We start from the raw sequence: 26,511 nt of genomic DNA, 5'->3' as shown, positions 1-26,511 counted from the left end.
TGATCTCCCGGTCTGTGACGAGATGGACGAGCAAAGGGTCGGAGTCACCTCGCACGGAAACGCAGAGGGGGTCGGACTCCACCGAGTCCGACCCCCTCGACCTGCGCACTCGCCGGATCACCCGACAGCGGTCAACCGGCCGGTCACACGTTGAAGCGGAACTCCACCACGTCGCCGTCCTGCATGACGTACTCCTTGCCCTCGATGCGGGCCTTGCCCTTGCTGCGGGCCTCGGCGATGGAGCCGCAGGCGACGAGGTCGTCGAAGGAGATGATCTCGGCCTTGATGAAGCCCTTCTGGAAGTCGGTGTGGATCACACCGGCCGCCTCGGGGGCGGTGGCGCCCTTCTTGATCGTCCAGGCGCGGGTTTCCTTGGGGCCGGCGGTGAGGTAGCTCTGCAGGCCGAGGGTCTCGTAGCCGACGCGGCCGAGGGTGGCCATGCCGGTCTCCTCCTGGCCCATGGACTGGAGGAGCTCCAGGGCCTCGTCCTCGTCCATGCCGATCAGCTCGGACTCGATCTTGGCGTTCAGGAAGATCGCCTCGGCGGGGGCGACCAGGGCGCGCTGGGCGTCCTTGAACTCCTCGTCGGTGAGCTCGTCCTCGTCGACGTTGAAGACGTAGAGGAAGGGCTTGGTGGTGAGCAGGTGCAGCTCGCGGACCGAGGAGGAGTCGAAGCCGGCCTCGAAGAGGGTCCGGCCCTCCTCCAGGATCTTCTGGGCGGCCTCGGCGGCGGCGAGGGTGGCCGCCGACTCCTTCTTCAGGCGCGACTCCTTCTGGAGGCGGGGCAGCACCTTCTCGATGGACTGGAGGTCCGCGAGGATCAGCTCGGTGTTGATGGTCTCGATGTCGTCCTTGGGCGAGACCTTGCCGTCCACGTGCACCACGTCGGGGTCGACGAAGGCGCGGATGACCTGGCAGATCGCGTCGGACTCACGGATGTTCGCGAGGAACTTGTTGCCCAGGCCCTCACCCACGGAGGCGCCGCGGACGATGCCCGCGATGTCCACGAAGTCGACGGTGGCCGGCAGGATCCGCTGCGAGCCGAAGATCTCGGCGAGCTTGTTCAGCCGGGCGTCCGGAACGCCGACGACGCCCACGTTGGGCTCGATGGTGGCGAACGGGTAGTTGGCCGCCAGCACGTCGTTCTTGGTCAGGGCGTTGAACAGGGTCGACTTGCCGACGTTCGGCAGGCCGACGATTCCGATCGTGAGCGACATGAAGCGCAGTCCCGTGGGCTCGGAGGGAGTGGAGCGGCCACCGTACGGGCCGACCACCCAGTCTACGGGCTGGCGCTCAGCCGACCGGCTCGGGCTCCAGGAACTCCAGGCGGTTGCCGAGCCCGTCCGCGGAGTGCAGGCGGCGGTACCCGGGGAAGTTCGCGTCCCAGGCCACCGGGTGGCCGTGCGCCGCGAGCCGGTCGGCGAGGCCCGGCAGTCCGGTGACCAGGATGCCGGGGTGGGCCTTGGCGGACGGGGCGAACCGGTCCACCACGCCGAGGTGGACCTCGACGCCGCCGCCCCGGAACCAGCAGCCGCCGCGCGCCGCCAGCACCGGCGGCTTCTCGATCTCGGTCATGCCGAGCACCCCGGCCCAGAACCGCCGGCACAGCTCCTCGGCCCCGGGCGGCATGTCGAGCTGGACGTGGTGGAGCCGCTCGAAGGCGAAGTCCGCCGCCATGGTCACTCCTCGTAACTACGATGACGGACCATCATACGACTGCGCCGGACGGAGACACGGAGCAAGCTCCCGATCAGCCATTACACAGTGTGGCGTTGATCGGACCGTACGTTGGGCGGGTGGAGCAGAGCATCCGTACCCAGCCGCCAGGGCCCAGACGCCGACCGCCGAACGGCGGAGCCGGGGCCGCCGTTCCGGGCCCCGGCCGGGCCCCCGGGCGACCCGCTCCGAGCGGCGGCGCCGGCGCCGGCCGATCCAGGCTGCGAACGGCCTCCGCGCCCCGGGAGTCGGCGCGGGACACGGGTCGGGAGCCCGGCCGGCGGCTGCGGCTGCGCCTCCCCCTGGGCGGCCGGGGCGGGAGCGAGCGGCCGCGCAGCGGCCGTCCGGCCCGGCTGACCGCGGTGGGCGCCGGGGTGCTGGCCGCCGTGGGCACCGTCCTGGCGGCCGGTCTGGACCGGTTGCTGTTCGGCGGCCTGGGCGTGCTGTTCGGCATCGGCTACCTGGTGGTCTGCTTCCAGCTGGCGGTCCGGGTGCGGCCCGCCGACCTGCTGGCGGCCCCGATCAGCGGTCCGATCGCGTTCGCGGCGGCACTGCTGCTGCTCGGGCCGGTGTCCAGTTCCGGCGTGACCGCGCAGGTGGTGGCGCTGGCGACCGGGCTGGCGCTGCGGGCCGGCTGGCTGTTCGGCGGGACGGGGCTGGCCGCCGCGATCGTCCTGGCGCGGTTCGTGGCGCAGCGCCGGATCCAGCGCAACCGCTGACCGCCCGCCCCGCCCCGCCCCACCGACGGACGCGGACCGACGCCGACCCGGACCGGCGCCGATGCGAACCGGCACCGACACGGACCGGCACCGACCGGCACCGACCCGACCTAGCCGGCCCGGGCGGCCGCCATCGCCGCGCCGACGATGCCCGCGTCGTTGCGCAGCTCCGCCGGGACGACCTCCGCCTCGCGCTTCCTCAGCAGCGGCAGGAACTTCTCGTGCTTGCGGCTCACCCCGCCGCCGATGACGATCAGCTGCGGCGAGAAGAGCCCCTCCACGAGGTCCAGGTACTCGTCCACCCGGACCGCCCACTGCTCCCAGCTCAGCTCGTGACGCTCCTTGGCGGCCGAGGAGGCCCGGCGCTCGGCGTCCTTGCCGCGCAGTTCGAGGTGGCCGAGCTCGGTGTTGGGCACCAGCACGCCGTCGACGAAGAGCGCGCTGCCGATGCCGGTGCCGAAGGTGAGCACCAGCACCACCCCGTCGCGGTCCCTGCCGGCGCCGTGGGTCGTCTCGGCCAGCCCGGCCGCGTCCGCGTCGTTGAGCAGGGTGGCGGGCAGGTCGAGGGCCTCGCGGAAGAGTCCCTCGGCGTCGAGGCCGATCCAGCCCTTGTCGACGTTGGCGGCCGTCCGGGTGTGGCCGCCGACCACCACGCCGGGGAAGGTCAGTCCGACCGGGCCGCGGTACTCGAAGTGCCGGACGACCTCGCGGACCGCGGCGACGACGGCCTCGGGCGAGGCGGGGCTCGGGGTCAGCACCTTGTGGCGCTCCTCGGCCAGCACACCGCGCCGCAGGTCCACCGGGGCGCCCTTGATGCCGGACCCCCCGATGTCCACGCCGAAAACGTTCGCCGTCATGCGTCGTCCCTTCTGTCCACAGGCCTGTGCACAACCGTACGGAAGGCCGCTCCGGCACCAACGTACGAGAGGCCGGTCGGCCCCGCCTGCTGATACCCGCGGACGGGCAGCACGATGCCCGGGGCCCCGCGGGGCTCCCGGGCATCGTTCGGGGTTCGGGGTTCGGGGTTCGGGTCAGAGCTTGCCGGCGGCCTCGGCGCGCAGGTCGCGGCGGAGCTCCTTGGGCAGCGAGAAGATCAGGTGCTCCTCGGCGGTCTTGACGATCGAGACGTCCGCGTAGCCGCGCTCGGCGAGGAAGGCCAGCACGCCCTCGACCAGGATCTCGGGTACCGAGGCGCCGCTGGTCAGGCCCACCGTGGTGACGCCCTCCAGCCAGGACTCCTCGATCTCGTCGGCGAAGTCCACCAGGTGGGCGGCCCCGGCGCCGTACTCCAGGCCGACCTCGACCAGGCGCACCGAGTTGGAGGAGTTCTTGGAGCCGACCACGATCAGCAGGTCGACGTCGGGCGCCATCTGCTTGACCGCCACCTGGCGGTTCTGGGTGGCGTAGCAGATGTCGTCGCTGGGCGGGCTTACCAGCAGCGGGAAGCGCTTCTTCAGCTCACCGACGGTGGCCATGGTCTCGTCGACGGACAGCGTGGTCTGGGAGAGCCAGACGACCTTGCTCTCGTCGCGCACCTTCACGTTGGCGACGTCCTCGGCACCGTCCACCAGGTGGATCCGGTCCGGGGCCTCGCCCATGGTGCCGACGACCTCCTCGTGGCCCTCGTGGCCGACGAGCAGGATGTCGTAGTCCTCCTCGGCGAACCGGACGGCCTCCTTGTGCACCTTGGTGACCAGGGGGCAGGTGGCGTCGACGGTGGCGAGCTTGCCGGCCTTCGCCTCGTCGTGGACGGACGGGGCGACGCCGTGCGCGGAGAAGACCACGATGGAGCCCTCCGGCACCTCCTCCGTCTCGTCGACGAAGATCGCGCCCTGCTTCTCCAGGGTCTGCACCACGTACTTGTTGTGGACGATCTGCTTGCGGACGTAGATCGGCGCCCCGTACTGCTCCAGGGCCTTCTCCACGGCGATGACGGCGCGGTCGACGCCCGCGCAGTAGCCCCGGGGGGCGGCGAGCAGGACACGGCGCTGAGCAGTGTTGGACATGGCTCCCATGGTACGGGCGCGGCCGGGCCGCGCCGACGGGCGCCACGTACCGGACCGAACCGGCCCGGAATGCTCAAATGTGGACGTGACCGACGCTCCGAGCGGGACGGTGGGGACCGAGGGTCTGCGGCGCAACCTGGGCGTGCGCGACCTGATGGTCTACGGCCTGCTGTTCATCGCCCCGATGGCCCCGGTGGGCGTGTTCGGCGTGCTCGACGCCAAGAGCCACGGCGCGGTCGCCGCGGTCTACCTCGCGGCGACGGTGGCGATGGGGTTCACCGCCTTCTCGTACGCGCAGATGGTGCGCGCGGTGCCGCGGACCGGCTCGGTGTTCGCGTACGCGAAGGCCGGACTGGGCGAGGGGCCGGGCTTCGTCGCCGGGTGGATGGTGATGCTCGACTACCTGTTGATCCCGGCGGTGGCGTACCTGTTCTCCGGGATCGCCCTGAACTCCCTGGTGCCCGGCGTGTCCCGCTGGGTGTGGACGGCGCTGGCGGTGCTGGTCACCACCGCGCTGAACCTGGCCGGGGTGCGGACGGCGGCGGCGGTCGGCTTCGCGGTGCTGGCCATGGAGATCGCGGTGCTGGGGGTGTTCCTGGTGTCGGCCGTGGTCGTGCTGGCCCGCGACGGCGCCGCGCGGGACTGGCTCTCGCCGCTGACCGGCGTCGGCGGCTTCGACGCGGCGGCGGTGGTGTCGGCGGTCAGCGTGGCCGTGCTGTCCTTCCTCGGCTTCGACGCGATCGCCTCCTTCGTGGAGGAGGCGGTGGGGGCCTCGGCCGCGGTGGCGCGGGCCGTGCTCTGGTGCCTGCTGCTGGCCGGCGGGCTGTTCGTGGCGCAGACCTACCTGGCGGCCCTGCTGGAGCCGGACTCCCCGCAGCAGCTGGCGGCCGACCCGGCGGCGCAGGGCGCGGCCTTCTACCGGACGGTGGACGTCGCGATCGCGCCCTGGCTGCACACCCTGGTCGCGGTCAGCAAGGCGATCGGCGCGGCCTTCGCGGCGCTGGCCGGACAGGCCGCGGCCGGGCGGCTGCTGTTCGCGATGGGTCGCGAGGGCCGGCTGCCGCGCGCGCTGGGCGCGGTGGACCGCCGGTCGGGCGTGCCGCGGCCGGCGCTGCTGACGGCCGCGCTGATCACGCTGGTGGCGGCGCTCTGGGCGGCCCGTCGCGACGACGGGCTCGACCAGCTGACCTCGGTGGTGGACATCGGCGCGCTGACCGCGTTCGTGCTGCTGCACGCCTCGGTGATCGGCTGGTACACCGTCCGGCGGGGCTCCCGCGACCGGCTGCGGCACCTGGTCGTGCCGGCGCTCGGGATCGCCGTGACGGTCGCGGTGATCGTGGCGGCCGCGCACACCGCGCAGTGGGTCGGCGCGGTGTGGCTGGCGGTCGGGCTCGCCGTCCTGTTCGTCCAGGACCGGACCGCTGTCGGCCGGCGGCGCTAGCCTCGTCGTCATGGCCAACACCAGCTCACCCGAAGCCCCGATCCCGGTCGGCAAGGTCTCCGCGCTGATCGGGGGCTGGATCGACCGCCTCGGCGCGATCTGGGTGGAGGGCCAGATCACCCAGCTGAGCAGACGGCCGGGGGCGGGCGTGGTGTTCCTGACCCTGCGGGACCCGGAGCGCGACGTCTCGCTGACCGTCACCTGCTTCCGGGCCGTGTTCGAGCAGGTCGCGGACGTGGTGCAGGAGGGTTCGCGGGTCGTCGTGCACGCCAAGCCGGAGTGGTACGCGGCGCGCGGCACGCTCTCGCTGCGGGCCTCCGAGATCCGGCCGGTCGGGCTCGGCGAGCTGCTCGCCCGGCTGGAGCAGCTCAAGCGCAGGCTCGGCGCGGAGGGGCTGTTCGACGCCGACCGCAAGAAGCCGCTGCCGTTCCTGCCGCAGTGCGTCGGCCTGGTGACCGGGCGGGGCTCGGCCGCCGAGCGGGACGTCCTGGAGAACGCCCGACGCCGCTGGCCGGCGGTCCGCTTCGAGGTCCGCAACGTGCCGGTGCAGGGCGCCGCCGCGGTGGCGCAGGTCTCGGCGGCCGTCCGGGCGCTGGACGAGCACCCCGAGGTGGACGTGATCGTCGTGGCCCGCGGCGGCGGCAGCGTGGAGGACCTGCTGCCGTTCTCGGACGAGCAGCTGGTGCGCGTGGTGGCGGCCGCCCGGACGCCCGTGGTGAGCGCGATCGGGCACGAGCCCGACCAGCCGCTGCTGGACTTCGTGGCGGACCTGCGGGCCTCGACGCCCACCGACGCGGCCAAGCGGGTGGTGCCGGACGTCGGCGAGGAGCTGGCCAGGGTCCGCCAGCTGCGCGACCGCGCCCGGCGGCAGGTCACCGGCCGGGTCGAGCGCGAGCAGCACGGCCTGGACGGGGTCCGCAGCCGCCCGGTGCTGGCCGCGCCGCAGCGGATGCTGGACGGGCGCGGGCACGAGGTGACGGCGCTGCTGGAGCGGGCCCGGCGCACTCTCGGCCACCGGCTGGACGGCGCCGAGTCGGACCTCGGGCACACCCTGGCCCGGGTGGTGGCGCTCTCGCCGGCCGCGACGCTGGAGCGCGGGTACGCCGTGCTGCAGCGGGCGGACGGCACGGTGGTGACCGACCCGGCCCAGGTGGCGGCGGGCGACGCGCTGCACGCGCGGGTGGCCGCGGGCGGCTTCGGGGTGACGGTCGACGGCCAGGCGTGAGGGTCGACGGCGGGGCCGACGATCCACGGCGGGCAGTGGCCGCCGGGTGCCCCGGCTCGGCCGTTCTGTCGGTTCGGACCCCTAGGCTGGCCCCATGGCAGACCAGGAGAACCCGGAGAACCGGCAGGACGGCGGGCAGCCGCCGACCCCCGACGACGCCCTCGGCTACGAGCACGCCCGGGACGCGCTGCTGGAGGTGGTCCGGCAGCTGGAGACGGGCGGCACGTCGTTGGAGGAGTCGCTCGCCCTCTGGGAGCGCGGGGAGCAGCTGGCGAAGGTCTGCCAGCGCTGGCTGGACGGCGCCCGGGCCCGGCTCGACGCGGCGCTGGCCGCGGAGGGCGAGGCCGCGGACGGGTGACGCGGGTCACAGGACCCCGGGGAACAGTTGAATGTTCACCCATGTTGTCATCAGGTGATCGGCTCCCCGGCCGACCCCCCAAAAAGCCCAGTATGAGGTGCACAACGATGACGACTGCCGCCAACGACGCCCTGGTGCTCGACGCCGCCGCCCAGGACCTCCTCTTCCGTGAGGCCCGCACGGCCAACACCTTCACCGACGAGCCGGTCAGCGACGAGCAGATCCAGGCCGTCTACGACCTGGTGAAGTACGGCCCGACGGCCTTCAACCAGCAGCCGCTGCGCATCGTCCTGGTCCGCTCGGCCGAGGGCCGCGAGCGCCTCGTCAAGCACATGGCCGACGGCAACAAGCCGAAGACCGCGAGCGCCCCGCTGGTCGCCATCCTGGCCGCCGACAACGAGTTCCACGAGGAGCTGCCGTCGCAGCTGCCGCACTTCCCGCAGGCGAAGGACATGTTCTTCTCCGAGCGCCCGGTGCGCGAGTCCTCCGCGCAGCTCAACGGCGCCCTGCAGGCCGCCTACTTCATCATCGGCGTGCGCGCGGCCGGCTTCTCCGCCGGCCCGATGACCGGCTACGACGCCGACGGCCTGAACAAGGAGTTCTTCGCCGACGGCGACCACTCGGTGCTGGCCGTCGTCAACATCGGCAAGCCGGCCGAGGACGCCTGGTTCCCGCGCTCCCCGCGCCTCGCCTACGACGAGGTCGTCACCACCGTCTGATCCCCGCCCGCCCAGGGGGCCGCGGACGTCGAAGAGGACCCCGAGCCGACGGCTCGGGGTCCTCTCGCGTGCCCGCCCGCCGCACCGGGCCGCCCGGGCGGGGCGCCGCCGGGGCCGCGGGGGCTCACTTCAGCGCGTCGGCCAGCACCGCGAGCTCCTCGTACGAGGCCGTACCGGTGACCAGCGTGGTCGCCGTACCGCTCTGCACCGCCAGGGCGCGGGCCTTGGTGCCGCGCACTCGCTCCCAGCTCGTGCCGTCGACCGTCGTGCTGCCGTCCGTCGAGCCGCCGGCCACGTTCGCCGCCAGGACGTCCGCCCGGGGCGCGTCGCTCTGCTCGACGGCCGCGTACTGGCCCGACGGGGTCACGAAGCCCAGGTGCCAGGTGTGGTGGCCGTCGTTGCCGGCGCGGGTCGCGTCCCGGTACTCGACCGAGGTGGCCTTCCACTTCTCCGGGAGCCCCTCGGGGGACAGCAGCGGGAACGGCGCGTCCCGCTTGGCGGAGGCCGCCGCCGCGCGGTACTCCACCGCGTGCACGCCGTCGCCCTCGGAGTGCGGCATGAACGCGTATCCGACCGCGACCACGCCACCGATGGCCAGCATCGACAGGACCATGTCCCGTACCGTCTGCCGGCCCCTCATGCTGCTGTTGCCTGCCATTCCCACATGGTGACCCATCGCGCCCGGGAGCCCCACACCCGGGGTACCCGCGAACGGGTGAACGGGGACATACCGACCCGGACCGCGCGCAGCGGGGACCCGCGCCACAGACAGTGCTCCGACAGGAAGATACGATCGCAGCACCCTCACCACGGCGTTCGACCGGGCAGTAGTCGGGCGCTTACCGGCCGTCGCGTACAGAGAGGTATCGACGATGACCACGCACGCGGTACACAGCAACTTCCCGAACACCCTCCCGCAGTCCCTCGAGGTGGCCCCCGAGGCCCCCGACCGCAACCTCGCACTCGAACTCGTCCGGGTCACGGAGGCCGCCGCGATGGCCGCTGGCCGCTGGGTCGGCCGGGGCGACAAGAACGGCGCCGACGGCGCCGCGGTCAAGGCCATGCGCACCCTCGTCTCCACCGTCTCGATGAACGGCATCGTCGTCATCGGGGAGGGCGAGAAGGACGAGGCCCCGATGCTCTACAACGGCGAGCGGGTCGGCGACGGCACCGGCGCCGAGTGCGACGTCGCCGTCGACCCGGTCGACGGCACCACGCTGACCGCCAAGGGCATGGCCAACGCCGTCGCCGTCCTGGCCGTCGCCGACCGCGGCACCATGTTCGACCCGAGCGCCGTCTTCTACATGGACAAGCTCGTGGCCGGCCCCGAGGCCGCCGAGTTCGTCGACATCACCGCGCCGCCGGCCGTCAACATCCGCCGGGTCGCCAAGGCCAAGGGCAGCGCCGTCGAGGACGTCACCGTGATGATCCTGGACCGCCCGCGCCACGACGACTTGGTCCGCCAGGTCCGCGAGGCCGGCGCCCGGATCAAGTTCATCTCGGACGGCGACGTGGCCGGCGCCATCATGACCGCCCGCGAGGGCACCGGCGTCGACCTGCTGCTGGGCATCGGCGGCACCCCCGAGGGCATCATCGCGGCCTGCGCGATGAAGTGCATGGGCGGCGTCATCCAGGGCCGGCTCTGGCCCAAGGACGACGCCGAGCGGCAGAAGGCCATCGACGCCGGGCACGACCTGGACCGGGTGCTCACCACCAACGACCTGGTCAGCGGCGAGAACGTGTTCTTCGTGGCGACCGGCATCACCGACGGCGAACTGCTGCGCGGGGTGCACTACCGCCAGGAGACCGCCACCACCAGCTCGCTGGTGATGCGCTCCAAGAGCGGCACCATCCGGGAGATCCACTCCACCCACAAGCTCTCGAAGCTGCGGGCGTACAGCGCGATCGACTTCGACCGCGCGAACTGAACCGGGCGACCGGTCGGATCGGCAGGACGTGCGCCGGGATCCGACGGCGTACGGCGCCCCGGCTCACCGGCCCTGCCGGACACGCCACGGCGGGCCACCGTCGGGGTGACACGGCGATCGGTCAGCCGTGACGGACAGTGAACAGCGGCCTCGGCGGAATCCCCCTCCGCCGAGGCCGCCGCCGTCTGTGCACCGGTCTTCGGGTCCGTCCGGCCCGGCCCCGCGGCCGCGCAGCCCGAGCCGTACGCCCCCTGGCCCGGACCCGCCGGGCGGTCGCGTTCAGCCCGCTATCCGGCGCGCGGCGGGAACCCGGGCGGCCTCGCGGAGCTCCACGTCCCGGCGGCGCCGGCGGGCCAGCACCACGCGGCGCTCGGCGGCGGTCAGCCCGCCCCACACCCCGTAGGGCTCCGGCTGGGCCAGCGCGTGCTCGCGGCACTCCAGCAGTACCGGGCAGCGGGCGCAGACCCGCTTGGCCTGCTCCTCGCGGGCCAGCCGGGCCGCCGTCGGCTCCTTGGACGGCGCGAAGAACAGCCCCGCCTCGTCCCGGCAGCAGGCGGCGCCCGTGTGCCAGGGATTGTCCTCGTCGTGCGCGGGCGACGGTGTCGGCGCGGGCTGCGGCGCGGCGACGACGGGACGGACGGGGCGGGACTCGATCGAATGCAGCACGGCGTACTCCTGACGGGGCTGGGACTCGGGGATGGGCTCGCGTCCCTGCCCGGCTGCCCCGTGCCACACCCCCGGGCCGGCCCAAGCCGCCTCCGGTGTCGCAGCCGTACAAGAAGCGATGTGCGAGAGGAACTACCCCGCCCCATCCGGATTCATGCACACCGCACGCAACCGGCTACGGAGTGCACTCGGGGCAACGCCGAGTGCCCGTAGAGGAGTTGACGGAGAGTGCCGAACGGCGGGCGCGAGCCGTCCGGCGACCGCCGCCCGCGACCGCCCCCGACCGCCCGGCCGTTCCTCTCCCGCCCGTCCCGGCTCAGGTGCCGAGCTGCTTGCGCACCCACTCCTTGAGCTTCTTGCCCTTGCGCGGTTTGGCCTCGCAGCCGCCGAACACCGCCGTACCCCTGACCCGCACCACCGGCGCGTACGGGTCGGCCGCGGTCTGCTCCTTCACGTCGAAGCCGCCGAAGATGCCCACGCCGCCGCCGTGCAGGCTGACGTTCTCCGGCACCTTGATCTCGACCCCGCCGAACACCGCGATCACCTCGATCACCACCTCGGGCGACTCGAAGACCGCGTCCGTCAGGTCGATCTCGACCCCGCCGAACACCGCGACCGCGCGCAGGTGCGAACCGACCCGCCAGCGGCCCCGGCGGGAGGCGCCGCCGAAGATCGCCACCATGCTGGGCGACTCCTGGCGGGCCGGCGGCAGCGGCGCCGGCCCGCCGGCGCCGACCGGGGGCTTCTCGAAGGAGATCGAGCGGTGCGCCGGCAGGTCCCGGGTCAGCGGTGCCAGCTCGCCCAGCGTCCTGGCCGCGTAGGCGGCCTCGATCCGCTCGGCGTGCTCGTCGACGTTGAGCCGCCCCTCCGCGTAGGCGTCCCGGAGCAGGTCGGCGACCCGCTCGCGGTCGGCGTCCGAGGCCCGCAGGTCCGCCTCCGCGACGGGGGCCGAGATGTCGGTCCGCGCGGGCGGGCGGGCGGGCTCCGGCTTGGTCATGGGTACGGGCGTCCGCCCCTGGTCGTCCTGCGGCTGGTCGTCCTGCGACGGCGAGTTGTCCACGGGGAAAGACTAGTCACCGGGGGCCGGCCCCGAACGACAGTTCCCCCGCTTTCGCGTGACTCCGGTCACGCAGGCGGACCTGTGCGCGTGCGCTGTTCGCCCGCCGCCTACCCTTGAGGGTGCTTCGCCGCCGCAGCCGGATCACCCTAAGGACCGCCCCCATGGCTCCCACGCCAGAGTTCGACTACACCGACCTGCTCCCCCTCGGTGCGGACCCCACCCCCTACCGCAAGATCACCTCCGAGGGCGTCTCCACCTTCGAGGCCGGCGGCCGCCGCTTCCTCAAGGTCGAGCCGGAGGCCCTGCGGCTGCTCACCGCCGAGGCGATGCACGACATCTCGCACTACCTGCGCCCCGCGCACCTCGCCCAGCTGCGCCGCATCCTGGACGACCCGGAGGCGAGCCCCAACGACCGCTTCGTCGCCCTGGACCTGCTGAAGAACGTCAACATCTCGGCCGGCGGCATCCTGCCGATGTGCCAGGACACCGGCACCGCGATCGTCATGGGCAAGCGCGGCCAGAACGTCCTGACCGAGGGCCGTGACGAGGCCGCCATCGCCGGCGGCGTCTTCGACGCGTACACCAAGCTCAACCTGCGGTACTCGCAGATGGCCCCGCTGACCATGTGGGACGAGAAGAACACCGGCAGCAACCTGCCCGCCCAGATCGAGCTGTACGCCACCGACGGCGACGCGTACAAGTTCCTGTTCATGGCGAAGGGCGGCGGCAGCGCCAACAAGTCGTACCTGTACCAGGAGACCAAGGCCATCCTCAACGAGGCCTCGATGCTGAACTTCCTGGAGCAGAAGATCCGTTCGCTCGGCACCGCGGCCTGCCCGCCGTACCACCTGGCGATCGTGGTCGGCGGCACCAGCGCCGAGTTCGCGCTGAAGACCGCCAAGTACGCCTCCGCGCACTACCTGGACGAGCTGCCCACCACCGGCTCCGCGAGCGGCCACGGCTTCCGCGACCTGGAGCTGGAGGCGAAGGTCACCGAGCTCACCCAGAAGATCGGCATCGGCGCCCAGTTCGGCGGCAAGTACTTCTGCCACGACGTCCGCGTCATCCGCCTCCCGCGGCACGGCGCCTCGCTGCCCGTCGCGATGGCCGTCTCCTGCTCCGCCGACCGCCAGGCGCTCGGCAAGATCACCGCCGAGGGCGTCTTCCTGGAGCAGCTGGAGACCGACCCGGCCACGTACCTGCCGGACACCACGGACGACCACCTCGACGACGACGTGGTGCGGATCGACCTCGACCAGCCGATGTCCGCCATCCGCAACGAGCTCTCCAAGTACCCGGTGAAGACCCGCCTCTCGCTCACCGGCACGCTCGTCGTCGCCCGCGACATCGCGCACGCCAAGATCAAGGAGCGGCTGGACGCCGGCGAGGGGATGCCCAAGTACCTCCAGGACCACCCGGTCTACTACGCCGGCCCGGCCAAGACCCCCGAGGGCTTCGCCTCCGGCTCCTTCGGCCCCACCACGGCCGGCCGGATGGACAGCTACGTCGACCAGTTCCAGGCCGCCGGCGGCTCGATGGTCATGCTCGCCAAGGGCAACCGCTCCAAGCAGGTGACGGACGCCTGCGCCAGGCACGGCGGCTTCTACCTCGGCTCCATCGGCGGCCCCGCCGCCCGCCTCGCCCAGGACTGCATCAAGAAGGTCGAGGTCCTGGAGTACGCAGAGCTGGGCATGGAGGCCGTCTGGCGGATCGAGGTCGTGGACTTCCCCGCCTTCGTCGTGGTCGACGACAAGGGCAACGACTTCTTCCGCGAGACCACCGAGGGCCCGCTGATCACCAGCCTGCGGGTGCGCTCGAAGGAGTAGCGGCGGCGCGGACGCGGACACCGCCGCACCGGCCCGTCGAAGGCCGGTACGGCGGTGTCGTCCGCGAGGGGCCGCGGGAGCACGCGTCCGTTCGCCCCCGGTGGGCCGGGGCGGTGCGTGGGCTCCGAGCGGCGCGCGTCGGCGGGTGCGGTTACGGACGGCTCACGATGACGCCGAGCGGCTCACGGGTGGTGTCCCCCGGCTTCGCCTCGGTCTCGTCGACGCCCTCGCCGCCGAAGAGGTCACCGACCAGGCCGGCCTCCTGCTCGGCGGTGGGGGCCGCGTACTCCGTCCCGTCGGTGCCCTCGGCGGCACCCGCCAGGGCGGCCGGCACGGTCTCCGGCGTCGTCTGCTGGGATGCCTTGTCGCCCGACGACAGCTCAGCTGTCGCAGCTGTCTCAGTCTCGTTGTTGGCCATGGCCGGTACCTCTCGGGTCGTCAGGTCATTTCAAGCCCGGCCGGTTCGGCCGGGGCGCCCGGACAGTATCGTAGGGATCGTTAAACGTCCTATAAACTTCCCGCCCTCCGCGCTCCTCTCCGGCAGTTGCAGCCTTCCGCCCAAGTCGTCGCCGTCACTGCGGACCGTCGAGCGCCCCGCGCGGGACACCACCACAGGTCATCGGGGGACTCATGGAGCTTCGGGAATCGCCGCACTCACCTGCGTTGCGCTTCCAGGTGCTCGGCCCGGTCCAGGCGTGGCGTGAGGGCCGTGCGCTCGCTCTCGGGTCACCCCAACAACAGGCCGTGCTCTGCGCGCTGCTGCTCCACCAGGGTCGACCGGTCACCACCCAGGACCTGGTGGACGGGCTCTGGGGCGACCGGCCGCCGCCGCAGGCCGTGGCGGCGCTGCGCACCTACGTCTCGCGCCTGCGCACCGTCATCGAGCCCGGCCGCGAGGTGCGCGCGCCGGCCGAGGTGCTGGTGTCGGTCCAGGACGGCTACGCACTGCGCATCCCCGAGGAGGCGCTGGACCTCTCCGTCTTCGACGCCAGGTCCGCCGAGGCGGCCGCCGCCCGCAGCGCGGGGGATCCGCACGGCGCCCACCGCCACCTGGTCTCCGCCCTCTCCCTGTGGTCGGGGCGCCCGCTCGCCGGCGTGCCCGGGCCCTACGCCGACTCGCAGCGGCTGCGCCTGGCGGAGCGCCACGTCACGGTCTGGGAGGAGCGCTGCGCGGCCGCCCTCGGGATCGGCCTGCACACCGAGGTCGTCTCGGAGCTCAGCTCGCTGACGGCCGAACACCCCCTGCGGGAGCGGCTGCGGGAGCTCCTGATGCTCGCGCTCTACCGCTGCGGGCGGCAGGCCGAGTCCCTGGGCGTGTACGCGGACACCCGCAAGCTCCTGATCGAGGAGCTCGGGGTGGAGCCCGGCGCCGGGCTGTCCGCGATGCACTCCCGGATCCTCGCCGCCGACCCCGAACTCGTCCGGCCCCCGGCGGCGGCGCCCGCCCCGAACCGGGACGACACCGCGCCTCCCGCCTCACCCCCCGCCCAACTCCCCGCCGACGTATCCGACTTCAGCGGGCGCGCCGCCCTGGTCGGCGAGCTGCGCTCGGTCCTGCAGAACGCCACCGGCCAGGCGGTCGTGGTCACGTCGCTCGCCGGCATCGGCGGGGTGGGCAAGACCACGCTGGCCGTGCACGTCGCGCACAGCGTCCGCACCGACTTCCCCGACGGCCAGCTCTACGTGGACCTGCGCGGCGCGGGCGCCTCGCCGGCCGACCCGGCGGTCGTGCTCGGCGACTTCCTGCACACCCTGGGGGTCACCGACGCCCCCGACTCCCTGGAACAACGCGCCGCCCTCTACCGCTCGTTGCTCGCGAGCCGACGGATGCTCATCCTCCTGGACAACGCCAAGGACGCCTCCCAGCTGCTCCCGCTGATCCCGGGAGTCTCCGGCTGCGCCGTCCTCGCCACCAGCCGGTCACGGCTGGCCGGCATCCCCGGCGCGCACCTGGTCGACGTCGAGGAGCTGAGCCCGCAGGAGGCGCTGGCGCTGTTCTCCGCCATCGTCGGCGAACAGCGCGTCGCCGCCGAGCCGGAGGCCGCGCTGGCCGTGGTGACCGCCTGCGGCCTGCTCCCCCTGGCGGTGCGGATCGCCGCCGCCCGGCTGGCGAGCCGGCCCCGCTGGAGCGTCTCCGACCTGGCCCGCCGGTTAGCGGACCAGCGCAAGCGGCTCGACGAACTGCAGATGGGCAACCTCGCGGTCGAGACCACCATCGGGCTCGGGTACGGCCAGCTGCGTCCCGTCGAGGCGCGGGCCTTTCGGCTGCTCTCCCTGATCGACTCGCCGGACCTGCCGCTGCGGGCCGTCGCCGCGCTGCTCGACACCGACGAGGACCAGGCGGAGCAGCTCGCCGAGTCACTGGTCGAGGCCAACATGCTCGAATGCTTCGCGCCCGGCCGCTACCGCTACCACGACCTGCTGCGGCTCTACGCCCAGCGCCAGAACGAGAAGCTCGCGGACACGGCGGAGCAACGCGCCGCCGTACTGCGGCTGCTGGACCTGCTGCTGCCGACCATGCGCAACGCCGCGCAGGCCATCGAACCCGACGAGCAGCTGCCCGAACCGCTGAACTCCCTCGGTTCGACCGGACTGCGGATGGCGACCAGCACGGACGCCCAGTCCTGGCTGCGGACGGAGGTGGCGCTGCTGCTCAGTTCGGTCGAGGCCGCCGTGCACGGCCCCTCCGAACTGCTGCGGCCGGCGGTGGACCTGCTGATCGTGCTGGACAGCATGGTGGAGGACCCGACCCACGGCCCCCGGGTGCGGAGCATCCTGGAGACCGCCGCGGCGAACGCGGAGGAGTCCGGCGACGCGAGCGCCCTCGCCCGGATCCACTTCGCCCTGGGCACCCTGCACCACGTCACCGGTGAGTTCCAGAAGGCCGAGCTCTCGCTCCGCCGGAGCCTGGAGCTCCAGGGGGCGCAGGACGTCACCATGCTGCGCTCCATGGTCACCAACACCCTGGGCACGATCCTGAGCATCGCCGACCGCTCGGCCGAGGCGCTGCCGTTCTTCGAGCAGGCACTCGCGATCAGCCGGGTGATCGGCGCCCCGAACGGCGTGGCCCGGCTGCTCGGCAACATCGCCCGCGCCCAACTCGACGTCGGGCAGAGCGAGTCGGCGATCGTCTCGGCGCAGGAGGCGGTGGCGACCGCGCGTGGCTGCGACAACGGGCCGTGCCTCGCCGACACCCTCTACCAGCTGGGCATCGTGCTGTCCGCCACCGGCTCCCCGACCGGGGCGGTGACCCACCTACGCGAGGCCCACCAGCTGTACCGGTCCCAGCAGAACCGGCTGCGGGAGGCGTACACCCTCACCCGGTTGGCGAGCAGCCTGCTCGCCGACCTCCAGGCGCCGTCCGCCGCCGAGGCGGCCGAGGAGTCCCTCGCCATCGCCAAGGAGATGGACGCCGCCTACTGCCAGGGCCTGGCCAACGCCGCCCTCGGCGAGGCACTGCTCCAACTGGCGCAGCCCGCCCGTGGGTTGGCGTGCCTCCAGGAGGCGCACGTGATCTTCACGCGGCTCGGTGTGCCCGAGGCCTCCCCCGTGCTGGACCTCATCTCCCGACAGCAACAGCACACCGAGCCTTCCTCTCCCCCGGCGCCGTAGCCCTCCGCCCCCGTCCCCCGACGGGAGGGCCTGCCCCCCGGTCGCGTGTGCGGTGTCCCCGCAGCCCCCCGGCTGCGGGAACACCGTCGACGCTTCCCCGGCGCTGGGTCCACTGTGCACCGCGTCGATTGACGTTCGATAAACGCCGTACCGTCGCGGGAAACCACAGGTGGGAGCCGGTGGTCGGCGACACCGTGCGGCGTGCGCCGGGCCGCGCACCACCCGCACTGCTCCTGCACGCTGCCGCAGGCCCGGCCGGATCGGCCCGATGGGCGCGAGTTGGCCAAAAAGGGACCCCACGGCGTAGTGATCACGCATATTCTCAAGAACCAGTGCATACAACAGGCAGTCGGGAGCGCGCCGGCAGGGCCGACCAGGGGTACCCGGGCCGGCCCGACGGCACGGAGTGACGCGGGGAGCGTGACGGACCGCCACCGGCACCAGGCCGGCGAGGAAGTACGGTGCCGGCGAAGGCGGCACCCGGCCTCGTACTGCCGACCGGCGGCCAGGGTGGAAGGGTGCCTCTCAATCGTGACGACCGGACAGATCTCCGACCAGACGCCCGCCGACGCGTCGGCCACCACCCTGCCCGCCGCAGCCCCGGCCGCCACCGCACCGACCACCGCACAGCCGCTCGACACCTCGATCGACACCTCGCTCGAAACGCCGCCCACCGATGCGCCCACCGACCCCTCGCGGGTACCGGCGGGCCCCGGCACCCGCGCCACCGCCCCGGTGACCGACGCCGTCCGGGAGCTCCGCCGCCGCGGCGAACGGGCCCTGCAGGCCATCGCGTTCGACGGCATCGGGGCCGGCTACGGCGAGGCCTTCCCGGCCAAGGGCGGCCAGCTGGCCTGCGGGGAGTGGCTGCTGGGCGAGCTGGAGCCGGGCGCCGAAGTACTGGACGTGGGCTGCGGGACGGGTGAGCCGACCGTCGGCCGGCTGGTGGCCGGCGGCCTGCGGGTCACCGGCGTCGACCTGTCGGACGGGATGCTGGAACTGGCCCGCCGCGCCGTGCCCGAGGCCCGCTACCACCGGATCGACATGTACGACCTGGGGACGGACCGGGCCGGCGCCGCCTGGGACGTACCGGAGCTGGGGCCGCGGGGAGCCGGCCGGTTCGCGGCGGCCACGGCCTTCTTCTCGCTGATCCTGCTGCCGCAGGCCGAGGTCCCGACCGTCCTGCGGCGGATCCGCCGGCTGCTGCGCCCCGGGGGGCTGCTGGCCCTGGGCATGGTGGAGGCCGACCTCGACCACGTCGCACTGCCGTTCCTCGGCACCACGCTGAGAATCACCGGCTACCTGCGCGAGGACCTCGAACGGGTGCTCACCGAGGCGGGATTCGCCGTCGAGGAGCAGTTCGGGCTGCCGTACGCACCGGCGAGCACCTCGCTGCCCCCGGAGGAACAGCTGTTCCTGCGCTGTCGGCGCGTCGGCTGAGCCGGCGCCGGCCACCGCACCCGGCCGGCGCCGCCACGAGACCCGATCCCTCCCCTCCTACTCCCCCAGGACAGGCAGCCGTGCGCGACCAGCTCAAGCCCGACACCGGGCAGCCACCTGCCGTTCCCCCGCAACGGCGGCCGCCCCCGGCCGGCGACCCGGACGCCCCCGAGGAGGCCGGCATCCCGACCTGGCGGGTCGCCGAACGCCTCGCCTACCTGGACGCCGCCACCCGGCGCATCAACAGCGCCCTGGACCTCGCCACCACCCTGCGCAACCTCTGCCGGGTCCTGGTGCCGGCCCTCGCCGACGCCGCCGTCGTCCACCTGCGCGAGCCGCTCCCCGACGTCGAGCGCGATCCGGGCCACCCCACCCACCTGCGCATCCACCACAGCCACGGCACCCGGCTCGGCCGCCGGGCGGGGGTCGACACCGGCACGGCCGTGGCTCCGGACGGCGCCCTCGCCCGGGCGCTGCTCGGCCCCGCCCCGGTCGGACCGGCCGTGCTCGGCACCCGCGGCGACGCCGGGATCCGCCCGCTGCTCCGGGAGCTGTACGGCGCCCGGACGCTCGGACGGCTCGGCGCCGGCACCTCCGTGCTGGCCCTGCCGCTGCGCGGCCGCCAGGCGGTGCTCGGCCTGCTGGTGCTGATCCGCCGTCCCGCCAAGGGCGCCGGAGCTCCGTCCGAGGCCACCGGCGACGCCGGCGACCGCACCAGCGACCACCCCACCGCGACCGCGGACGCCACCGCGACCGGCCGGTTCGACACCGCCGACACCGCGACCGCCTCCCACCTCGCCACCCAGGCCGGCCTCGCCGTCGACACCGCGCTGCGCTACTCCCGCGAGTGGGAGATCGCCGACGAGCTGCAGCGGAGCATGCTGCCCACGCACCTCCCGCAGCCGCACGGCGTCCGGCTGGCGCACCGCTACCTCCCGGGTGAACGCGGCGCACAGGTCGGCGGCGACTGGTACGACGCGGTGCCGCTGCCCGGCAACCGGGTGGCGCTGATCGTCGGCGACGTGATGGGCCACTCGCTCACCTCGGCCGCCATCATGGGCCAGCTGCGGACCAGCGCGCAGACCCTGGCGGCCCTCGACCTGCCCCCGCACGAGGTGCTCTACCACCTCGACGAGCAGGCCCAGCGGCTGGGCCGCGAACAGCACCTGGCCACCTGCGTGTACGCGGTCTACGACCCGATCGCCAACCGGGTGGTGCTGGCCAACGCCGGCCACGTCCCACCGGTGATGGTCCAGCCGGACGGCCGGGCGGAGCTGCTGGACCTGCCCTCCGGCGCTCCGATCGGGGTCGGCGGCGTCGACTTCGCCTCGGTCGAACTGCCCGCGCCGCCCGGCTCCGCGCTGCTGCTCTTCACCGACGGGCTGGTGGAGACCCGCCGCCGCCCGATCAGCACCGGACTGGAGCTCCTGCGGGCCCGCCTCGCCGCCTCGCACCGCCACTCGCCCGAACACCTCTGCCAGGACGCCCTGCGGATCCTGCCGCCGGGCGACCGCGGTGACGACATCGCGCTGCTCGCGGCCTCCTTCGACGGCATCCCGGCCGAGGACGTGGCGCACTGGTACCTGCAACCCCGGCACGAGACCCCCGGCCGGGCCCGCCGGCTCGCCGCGCACACCCTGCGGCGCTGGGGGCTGGAGCACCTCACCGAGTCGACCGAGCTGATGGTCAGCGAACTGGTCACCAACGCCGTGCAGCACGCCACCCGGCCGGTGACGCTCAGCCTGGTGCGGACCTCCCGGCTGCGCTGCGAGGTCGGCGACGACAGCCCGCTGCTCCCCCGCCGGCGCCGGGCCGCCCCGGACGACGAGCGCGGACGGGGACTGCAGATAGTGGCCAGGTGCGCGGACCGCTGGGGGGCGACCCGGCTGGGCACCGGCAAGGTCGTCTGGTTCGAGCAGCGGCTGAGCTGAGGCGACCGGATCCCGTCCGCCCCCGTATCGGCCGGTATCCGCCGCCCACCGCCGCCCGACCGGACGGCCGGGGAGGCGGGACGGCCCGGAAGGCCCGGGCCCGTCAGCCGGCCGCCGGGCCCGGCTCCTCGCCCTCCACGATCCGGACCGGGAGCCCGCGCAGGGCGTCGCGCAGGGTGGCCGCGAAACGGTCGTACTCGGCGCTGCGGGCCGAGCCGGGCCGGGTGGCGAGCCCGATCCGGCGGCCCGGGGCCGGCTGGGCGAAGCGGACGGCGGCGAGCCGGTCAGTACGGCCGGCCTCCACGTCCAGGGCCGTGATCGGCAGCAGCGTGACGCCGAGGCCGCCGGCCACCAGCTGGACCAGGGTGGAGAGCCCGGCGGCCCGGGTGCTGCCGCCCTGCGGGTGGTCGGCGCCGACCTCCCGGCAGATGTCCAGGGCCTGGTCGCGCAGGCAGTGGCCCTCCTCCAGCAGCAGCACGTCGAGGTCGAGCAGGACGTCGCGCGGGACGTCGGTACGCCCGGCCAGCGGGTGCTCGGGCGGGGTGACCAGGACGAAGTCCTCGTCGAAGAGCGGGATGTCGCGGGTGGGCGAGCCGCCGCCGGAGGGCAGCGCGAGCAGCAGGACGTCCAGCCGGCCGGCCGCGAGTCCGTCCAGCAGCGAGGGCGTGCGCTCCTCGTGGACGTGCAGTTCGAGGTCGGGGTAGCTGGTGCGGACCAGTCGCAGCAGGGCGGGCAGCAGGTAGGGCGCGACGGTGGGGATGACGCCGAGGTGCAGCGGCCCGGTGAACGGGCGGCGGGCCGCCTCGACCTCCTCGGTGAGGGCGTGCAGCGAGGACAGCACTCGGCGCGCATGATCGAGAACGCGCTCCCCCAGGGGGGTGATGATGACCTTGCGGGTCGTCCGCTCCACCAGCTGGGCGCCGAGGGACTCCTCCAGCGCGGCGACCGCGCCGGAGAGCGCCGGCTGGCTGGTGCCGGTGGCCGCCGCGGCGTCCCGGAAGTGGCGGTGCTCGGCCACCGCCGTGAAGGCCCTGAGCTGGGCGACCGTGGGTGTCCGAGGTCCCCGCGAACCCCCGGGAGCTGTGGCGCTCACCACAGCTCCGTCGGGTTTGCGCGCGCGATCCGGACGGGGCTTGGGTTGCTGGGTATTGATAGCTCTCTCCGATCAGATGAATCGAGTCTAGCTATTTCCGCGATCAGTGCCCGTCGTGTCACTGTGGATCACGTCCGGAATCTGTCGAATCATAGGCAATACGGGCAGATACCCTCACATCTCACACCCAGGAGAAGCGAACGTGCTCACGATCGGTGACAAGTTCCCCGAGTTCGAACTCAACGCCTGCGTCGACCTCGACGCCGCGAACGCCTTCGCCGAGATCAACCACAAGACCTACGAGGGCAAGTGGAAGATCGTCTTCTTCTGGCCGATGGACTTCACCTTCGTCTGCCCGACCGAGATCGCCGCGTTCGGCAAGCTGAACGAGGAGTTCGCCGACCGCGACGCCCAGATCCTCGGCGTCTCCGGTGACTCCGAGTTCGTGCACCACGCCTGGCGCAAGGACCACAAGGACCTGCGCGACCTGCCGTTCCCGATGCTGGCCGACGTCAAGCACGACCTCATGCGGGCCTGCGGCGTCGAGGGCGCGGACGGCACCGCCCAGCGCGCGGTGTTCATCGTGGACCCGAACAACGAGATCCAGTTCGTCATGGTGACCGCCGGCTCCGTCGGCCGTAACCCCAAGGAGGTCCTGCGGGTGCTGGACGCCCTGCAGACCGACGAGCTGTGCCCGTGCAACTGGAACAAGGGCGAGGCCACCCTGGACGCCGACCAGCTGCTGGCGGGCTGACCCATGGCCCTCGACGAACTGAAGGCCGCCCTGCCCGAGTACGCCAAGGACCTCAAGCTCAACCTGAGCGCGGTCATAGGCAACTCCGACCTGCCGGCCCAGCAGCTCTGGGGCACGGTGCTGGCCTGCGCCATGGCCACCCGCAGCCCCGCCGTGCTGCGCGAGCTGGAGCCCGAGGCCAAGGCCAACCTGACCCCGGCGGCGTACAACGCCGCCAAGGGCGCGGCCGCGGTCATGGGGATGAACAACGTCTACTACCGGACGCTGCACCTGCTCTCCGACAAGGAGTACAGCAGCATGCGGGCCGGCCTGCGGATGAACCTCATCGGCACCCCGGGCGTCGAGAAGGCCGACTTCGAGCTGTGGTGCTTCGCGGTCTCCGCGATCAACGGCTGCGGCCAGTGCCTGGACTCCCACGAGGCCGTGCTGCGCAAGGCCGGCGTGGAGCGCGAGGTCGTCCAGGCCTCGATCAAGATCGCCGCCGTCCTGCAGGGCGTCGCCGCGACCCTCGACTCCGAGGCCGTGCTCGCGGACGTCACCGTCTGACGCACCGCCGGTGCACCACCCGAAGGGCCCGCCGCACCGGCGGGCCCTTCGGCGTACCCGGTGCCCGTCCCCGCCCGTCCGCGCACCCCGCCCGGACCCTCGCCCTCACCGCGTTCAGGCCCGCGCTCGGGCCCCGGCGGCCTGTCCGGCGGATCGACCCTAGCCGGCCACCGCCGGGCCGGCCGCGGCCGGTTCGTCCGCCGTCCGGGCGGCCGCGGCCTCCCGGGCGGCCTCCAGCGCGACGAAGACCTCCTGGCCCGCCTCGTTGCGCCGGCGCAGGTGGGTGACCACGGTGTTGGTGACGGCGATCAGCGGGACGGCGACGATCGCTCCGCCGATCCCGCCCACGATGGAGCCGGCGGCCACCCCGAGCACCACGCCGAGCGGATGCACCCGGACGGCGCGGCCGAGGATCAGCGGCTGCAGGATGTGGCCCTCGATCTGCTGCACCGACACCAGCACCACCAGCACCATCGAGGCGGTGAACGGGCCCTCGGTGACCGCCGCGATCAGGACCGCGATGGTCCCGGTGACCAGGGCGCCGACCAGCGGGACGAACGCGCCCAGGAAGATGATCACGGCCAGCGGCAGGGCCAGCGGGACACCCAGCAGTTCGATGCCGATCCCGATGCAGACGGCGTCGATGAAGGCGACGCAGACCGTGCCCCGGACGTACGCGGTGAGCGTCGCCCAGGCCTTGGGGCCGGCACCGGCCATCGCGTAGCGCGAGTGCCGGGGCAGGCCGCGCAGCACCCAGTTCCAGATCTTCTCGCCGTCGTAGAGCAGGAAGAAGGTGGTGAAGAAGGCCAGCAGCATCGCCGTCAGCACCTCGACGGCGATCTGCGCGCCGGTGATGCCGGCGGAGGTGATCTGCTCGGAGTTCGCGTTGATCGCGGTGGTGATCTGCTTCGCGAAGTCGTTGATCTGCTGCTGGGTCAGGTGCAGCGGCCCGGTGACCATCCAGTCCCGCAGCTTGTCGACGCCGTCCTGCACCCGGACGGTGACCGAGGGGAGGTTGGTGCTCACCTGCCAGACCACGAACCAGCCGACCAGCCCGATGCCGGCCAGGCCGCTCAGGAAGGTTCCGGCGGCGGCCAGCGAGCGGGGCACCCCGTGCCGGCGCAGCCAGGAGACGGTGGGCTCCAGCAGTGCGGAGATCAGCAGCGAGGCGAGGACGGCGAAGGCGACCAGGCGCAGCATGTCGACCACGCGGAAGAGCACGTACAGGGCGGCGCCCAGCAGCAGCAGTCGCCAGGTGGACTCGGCGGCCACCCGCAGGCCCCACGGGACGGCCTCCGCCGGGGTGGCGGGGCGGCCGGGGTGCACCTCGCGGCCGAAGGCGCCGTGCGTGGGCCGGTAGGGCGCCGGCTCGGCGGGCGGGGCCTCGGCGCGGCGGGGCGCCGGGATCTGCTCCTCGTGCACGGCCGGGTCGACCGGGGCGGCGGCCGGCCGGTCCGGCTCGGCGGCGATCGCGGCGCGTCGGCGCCGTTCGATCCCGGCGGCGACCCGGGCGACCAACGCCAGCCCGGCGGCCGCTGCCTTCAACGCTTTTCCGCCCCGTGCCATCTCGTCCTACCGCCGCTCCCCGCCGGACCGCCGTCCCCGGCGGTACGCCGTGGGTATCGCCACGGCCGTCGGTGAAGACGCTACCCGCCCGGCGCCGGGTGAGTCCGGGGGGTCGGTGGGTTGGCGGGCCCGGCTCGGTGGTGATCGCCGGGGAGAATCGTCACAAACCTGTCGGAAAGGGTGGTTTCAGGCACCCGGGGGCCGGGGAGGTACCCGAACGAAGGAGCACTCCCCGAGCCCGCGGCCCAGCCGGGGGTGGAGTGCCCGTCGGGCCAACCGTCGGCGGACCGGCCGGTGCGGGAAGCAACCAGGACCCCTTCCCGCGCCCCGCGTCCGCACCCAGGACCGCACCGTCCGCGCGCACTGGTCAGCGCAGCCGGGCGGCGCGGCCCGTCGGCGGAGGTTCAGCACCATGGAGCGCCGGGACGGCACAGGGCCCCCGACCGTACGGTCGGGGGCCCTGTCATGCGTGCCGGAGCGGGCCGGTGGCGGTGCTCGGCCGCCGGCCGTCGGTACGGGCGTTCCCGGGGGAGGCCTAGTACCAGTGGTGCGACTGCCAGAACGACCAGGCGCCACAGGGGCTGCCGTAGCGGCTGTTCATGTAACCGAGACCCCACTTGATCTGGGTCGCGGGGTTGGTCCGCCAGTCGGCACCGGCCGAGGCCATCTTGGAGCCGGGCAGTGCCTGGACCAGGCCGTAGGCGCCGGAGCTGGCGTTGGTGGCCGTGTAGTTCCAGCCGCTCTCGCGCTTCACGATCTGGCTGAAGCACTGGAACTGTGCGTCGTCGCCGATGATCTGCTGCGCGAGCTCCTGCACCGAACCGGGGCTGACCGAGACCGGCGGGGCCGAGCTCTCGACCGCGGCCATCGCCGAGCGCGCCTTGGAGCGGTTCGCAGCGGCCTCGTCGGCCTTGCGCTTCTCCTCGGCGGCCTGGGCGGCCTGTGCGGCGGCCTTCTCCGCGTCGGCCTTGGCCTGGGCGTCGGCGGCGGCCTTCTGGCGCGCCGCCTCCTCCGCCGCCTTCTTCGCGGCGGCGTCGGCCGAAGCCTGCTGCGCGGAGGCCTGGCTGCTGAAGTTGTCGCTTATGGTCTGCGCCTGGGCGCCTGCGGGGATGTCGGCAAGCAGCGTCGCGCCTGCGACATCGACCGTCTGCACGGCCTTGCCCTCGCTGCCCGAGGCCACACCCGCGACGGCACCGACAGCGGTGACGACGGTTGCGGAGGCCACGGCAACTCCCCGGACCGAGATCCGAGTCACATGGTTTCCTTCCAGCATCGCCCACGCGTGACCGTGCGGGCGCAACATGCCCCTTGGCACTGGCCTCCGCTGATGCTGGTCACGGGAGGTACTGGCCCGGCGCCCGGCCGAGACGAGTCGGCAGGGCGTGTGGATCGGGCGGCGTACGGCTCAGGTTTTCAGTTGTCCTCCCACCGACCGGAGTTGGCGGGCATCTCGCACACATCGTCACCGTCTGGGTGACGCGGACCCGGGCTAAGGGGCCCTGTCGTGCCGTACGCGGGGCCTGACAGGAACCTCACCATGCCGCACCGGGCATCTCCGGCGCAATTCCCGTCTGCGTGGCGCATCTCACAATCCTCGGAGGCGAGAGATTTCGCCGTTCGGCGGACAGCGAGCGGTCGGATGTGATGACAAACGTGGAGCCCGCCCTCTCAAGGGCGGGCTCCACGCAGGGAATTGACTACTTATGACCCGTTATATCCGATTTGCCCCCGAGCGGCGCCGGAAGCCTCCCGTACCGGTCCGAGGCCGGAGCGGCCCCGGACCGGCGGCGCCGGACTACGGCTGGATGTCCTCCAGCATCTCGGTGACCAGGGCGGCGATGGGGGAGCGCTCGGAGCGGGTGAGGGTGATGTGGGCGAACAGCGGATGGCCCTTCAGCTTCTCCA

The 26,511-nt window shown here is 73.2% G+C and carries 23 protein-coding genes; 12 read left to right on the top strand and 11 right to left on the bottom strand.

Translation table 11 applies throughout. The features are described 5' to 3' along the window. Positions 1 to 143 precede the first annotated feature (143 nt). Positions 144 to 1,217 carry a redox-regulated ATPase YchF gene (gene ychF, locus ACFTWP_RS37690; RefSeq protein ID WP_380269630.1) on the bottom strand — a complete coding sequence of 358 codons (1,074 nt, stop codon included), beginning with the start codon at positions 1,215 to 1,217 and terminating at the stop codon, positions 144 to 146. Between the two features lie 76 nt (positions 1,218 to 1,293). Beyond that, the gene (locus tag ACFTWP_RS37685) at positions 1,294 to 1,677 is read right to left on the bottom strand and encodes a glyoxalase (RefSeq protein ID WP_380269629.1); all 384 of its coding nucleotides are present in this window, start codon (positions 1,675 to 1,677) and stop codon (positions 1,294 to 1,296) included. Between the two features lie 119 nt (positions 1,678 to 1,796). Between ACFTWP_RS37685 and ACFTWP_RS37680 the strand changes: the two genes are divergently transcribed. Beyond that, positions 1,797 to 2,435 carry a DUF6542 domain-containing protein gene (locus ACFTWP_RS37680; protein ID WP_380269628.1) on the top strand — a complete coding sequence of 213 codons (639 nt, stop codon included), beginning with the start codon at positions 1,797 to 1,799 and terminating at the stop codon, positions 2,433 to 2,435. A gap of 110 nt (positions 2,436 to 2,545) precedes the next feature. Here ACFTWP_RS37680 and ppgK read toward each other — a convergent pair whose 3' ends face one another. Continuing rightward, positions 2,546 to 3,292: a polyphosphate--glucose phosphotransferase gene (gene ppgK / locus ACFTWP_RS37675; protein WP_380269627.1), complete on the bottom strand. Its 747-nt coding sequence runs from the start codon at positions 3,290 to 3,292 to the stop codon at positions 2,546 to 2,548. Positions 3,293 to 3,466: 174 nt separating this feature from the next. Continuing rightward, positions 3,467 to 4,450 (bottom strand): 4-hydroxy-3-methylbut-2-enyl diphosphate reductase, encoded by a 984-nt coding sequence (locus tag ACFTWP_RS37670; RefSeq protein WP_380269626.1) that lies wholly within the window; start codon positions 4,448 to 4,450, stop codon positions 3,467 to 3,469. Between ACFTWP_RS37670 and ACFTWP_RS37665 the strand changes: the two genes are divergently transcribed. The 4 genes from ACFTWP_RS37665 (at position 4,449) to ACFTWP_RS37650 (ending at position 8,184) form a co-directional block, all read left to right on the top strand. Then, complete coding sequence (locus ACFTWP_RS37665) at positions 4,449 to 5,882, top strand: APC family permease (RefSeq protein WP_380269649.1); 1,434 nt, start codon at positions 4,449 to 4,451, stop codon at positions 5,880 to 5,882. The genes ACFTWP_RS37670 and ACFTWP_RS37665 overlap by 2 nt on opposite strands. A 10-nt stretch (positions 5,883 to 5,892) precedes the next feature. Further along, the gene (gene xseA, locus ACFTWP_RS37660; protein WP_380269625.1) at positions 5,893 to 7,107 is read left to right on the top strand and encodes an exodeoxyribonuclease VII large subunit; all 1,215 of its coding nucleotides are present in this window, start codon (positions 5,893 to 5,895) and stop codon (positions 7,105 to 7,107) included. A 94-nt stretch (positions 7,108 to 7,201) separates the two neighbouring features. After that, on the top strand, positions 7,202 to 7,465 hold the full coding sequence (locus ACFTWP_RS37655; RefSeq protein WP_380269624.1) for an exodeoxyribonuclease VII small subunit: 264 nt from the start codon (positions 7,202 to 7,204) through the stop codon (positions 7,463 to 7,465). Positions 7,466 to 7,572: 107 nt separating this feature from the next. Further along, a complete protein-coding gene (locus ACFTWP_RS37650) occupies positions 7,573 to 8,184 on the top strand; it encodes a malonic semialdehyde reductase (protein WP_380269623.1) in 612 nt (203 codons plus the stop codon). A gap of 124 nt (positions 8,185 to 8,308) precedes the next feature. On the opposite strand, the gene ACFTWP_RS37645 is transcribed toward ACFTWP_RS37650, so the two are convergent. Beyond that, complete coding sequence (locus ACFTWP_RS37645) at positions 8,309 to 8,842, bottom strand: DUF4245 domain-containing protein (RefSeq protein ID WP_380269622.1); 534 nt, start codon at positions 8,840 to 8,842, stop codon at positions 8,309 to 8,311. A gap of 214 nt (positions 8,843 to 9,056) precedes the next feature. Here ACFTWP_RS37645 and glpX point away from each other — a divergent pair, with 214 nt between their 5' ends. Further along, positions 9,057 to 10,112: a class II fructose-bisphosphatase gene (glpX, locus tag ACFTWP_RS37640; RefSeq protein WP_380269621.1), complete on the top strand. Its 1,056-nt coding sequence runs from the start codon at positions 9,057 to 9,059 to the stop codon at positions 10,110 to 10,112. A gap of 279 nt (positions 10,113 to 10,391) precedes the next feature. Here the strand turns inward: glpX and ACFTWP_RS37635 are convergent, their stop codons facing one another. Beyond that, positions 10,392 to 10,778, bottom strand: coding sequence for a WhiB family transcriptional regulator (locus ACFTWP_RS37635; RefSeq protein WP_380269620.1), 387 nt, complete (start codon positions 10,776 to 10,778; stop codon positions 10,392 to 10,394). A 316-nt stretch (positions 10,779 to 11,094) separates the two neighbouring features. After that, entirely contained in the window at positions 11,095 to 11,775 is a 681-nt protein-coding gene (locus tag ACFTWP_RS37630; RefSeq protein ID WP_380269647.1) for a DUF1707 domain-containing protein, read from the bottom strand. 224 nt (positions 11,776 to 11,999) lie between these two features. On the opposite strand from ACFTWP_RS37630, the gene ACFTWP_RS37625 reads away from it, so the two are divergent. Beyond that, the gene (locus ACFTWP_RS37625) at positions 12,000 to 13,664 is read left to right on the top strand and encodes a fumarate hydratase (RefSeq protein ID WP_380269619.1); all 1,665 of its coding nucleotides are present in this window, start codon (positions 12,000 to 12,002) and stop codon (positions 13,662 to 13,664) included. Between the two features lie 151 nt (positions 13,665 to 13,815). Here the strand turns inward: ACFTWP_RS37625 and ACFTWP_RS37620 are convergent, their stop codons facing one another. Further along, entirely contained in the window at positions 13,816 to 14,082 is a 267-nt protein-coding gene (locus ACFTWP_RS37620) for a hypothetical protein (protein WP_380269618.1), read from the bottom strand. A 212-nt stretch (positions 14,083 to 14,294) separates the two neighbouring features. Here ACFTWP_RS37620 and ACFTWP_RS37615 point away from each other — a divergent pair, with 212 nt between their 5' ends. From ACFTWP_RS37615 to ACFTWP_RS37605, 3 genes are all read left to right on the top strand, one after another. After that, positions 14,295 to 17,276 (top strand): BTAD domain-containing putative transcriptional regulator, encoded by a 2,982-nt coding sequence (locus ACFTWP_RS37615; RefSeq protein WP_380269617.1) that lies wholly within the window; start codon positions 14,295 to 14,297, stop codon positions 17,274 to 17,276. Positions 17,277 to 17,807: 531 nt separating this feature from the next. Next, positions 17,808 to 18,716 carry a methyltransferase domain-containing protein gene (locus ACFTWP_RS37610; RefSeq protein WP_380269616.1) on the top strand — a complete coding sequence of 303 codons (909 nt, stop codon included), beginning with the start codon at positions 17,808 to 17,810 and terminating at the stop codon, positions 18,714 to 18,716. Between the two features lie 80 nt (positions 18,717 to 18,796). Next, complete coding sequence (locus ACFTWP_RS37605) at positions 18,797 to 20,647, top strand: SpoIIE family protein phosphatase (RefSeq protein WP_380269614.1); 1,851 nt, start codon at positions 18,797 to 18,799, stop codon at positions 20,645 to 20,647. A 103-nt stretch (positions 20,648 to 20,750) separates the two neighbouring features. Here ACFTWP_RS37605 and ACFTWP_RS37600 read toward each other — a convergent pair whose 3' ends face one another. After that, positions 20,751 to 21,743: a LysR substrate-binding domain-containing protein gene (locus tag ACFTWP_RS37600; protein ID WP_380269613.1), complete on the bottom strand. Its 993-nt coding sequence runs from the start codon at positions 21,741 to 21,743 to the stop codon at positions 20,751 to 20,753. A 199-nt stretch (positions 21,744 to 21,942) separates the two neighbouring features. Between ACFTWP_RS37600 and ACFTWP_RS37595 the strand changes: the two genes are divergently transcribed. After that, the gene (locus ACFTWP_RS37595; protein WP_380269612.1) at positions 21,943 to 22,494 is read left to right on the top strand and encodes a peroxiredoxin; all 552 of its coding nucleotides are present in this window, start codon (positions 21,943 to 21,945) and stop codon (positions 22,492 to 22,494) included. Between the two features lie 3 nt (positions 22,495 to 22,497). Beyond that, on the top strand, positions 22,498 to 23,040 hold the full coding sequence (locus ACFTWP_RS37590; RefSeq protein WP_380269611.1) for an alkyl hydroperoxide reductase: 543 nt from the start codon (positions 22,498 to 22,500) through the stop codon (positions 23,038 to 23,040). Between the two features lie 159 nt (positions 23,041 to 23,199). Here ACFTWP_RS37590 and ACFTWP_RS37585 read toward each other — a convergent pair whose 3' ends face one another. Together ACFTWP_RS37585 and ACFTWP_RS37580 are read right to left on the bottom strand one after the other, a co-directional pair. Continuing rightward, positions 23,200 to 24,585 (bottom strand): AI-2E family transporter, encoded by a 1,386-nt coding sequence (locus tag ACFTWP_RS37585; protein WP_380269609.1) that lies wholly within the window; start codon positions 24,583 to 24,585, stop codon positions 23,200 to 23,202. A gap of 556 nt (positions 24,586 to 25,141) precedes the next feature. Beyond that, complete coding sequence (locus ACFTWP_RS37580) at positions 25,142 to 25,879, bottom strand: transglycosylase SLT domain-containing protein (protein WP_380269608.1); 738 nt, start codon at positions 25,877 to 25,879, stop codon at positions 25,142 to 25,144. Between the last annotated feature and the right edge of the window lie 632 nt (positions 25,880 to 26,511).

This window comes from Kitasatospora sp. NPDC057015 (genome assembly GCF_042673745.1).
In the GTDB taxonomy this organism is placed as follows: domain Bacteria; phylum Actinomycetota; class Actinomycetes; order Streptomycetales; family Streptomycetaceae; genus Kitasatospora.
This window is presented reverse-complemented; position numbering and strand designations above follow the sequence as displayed.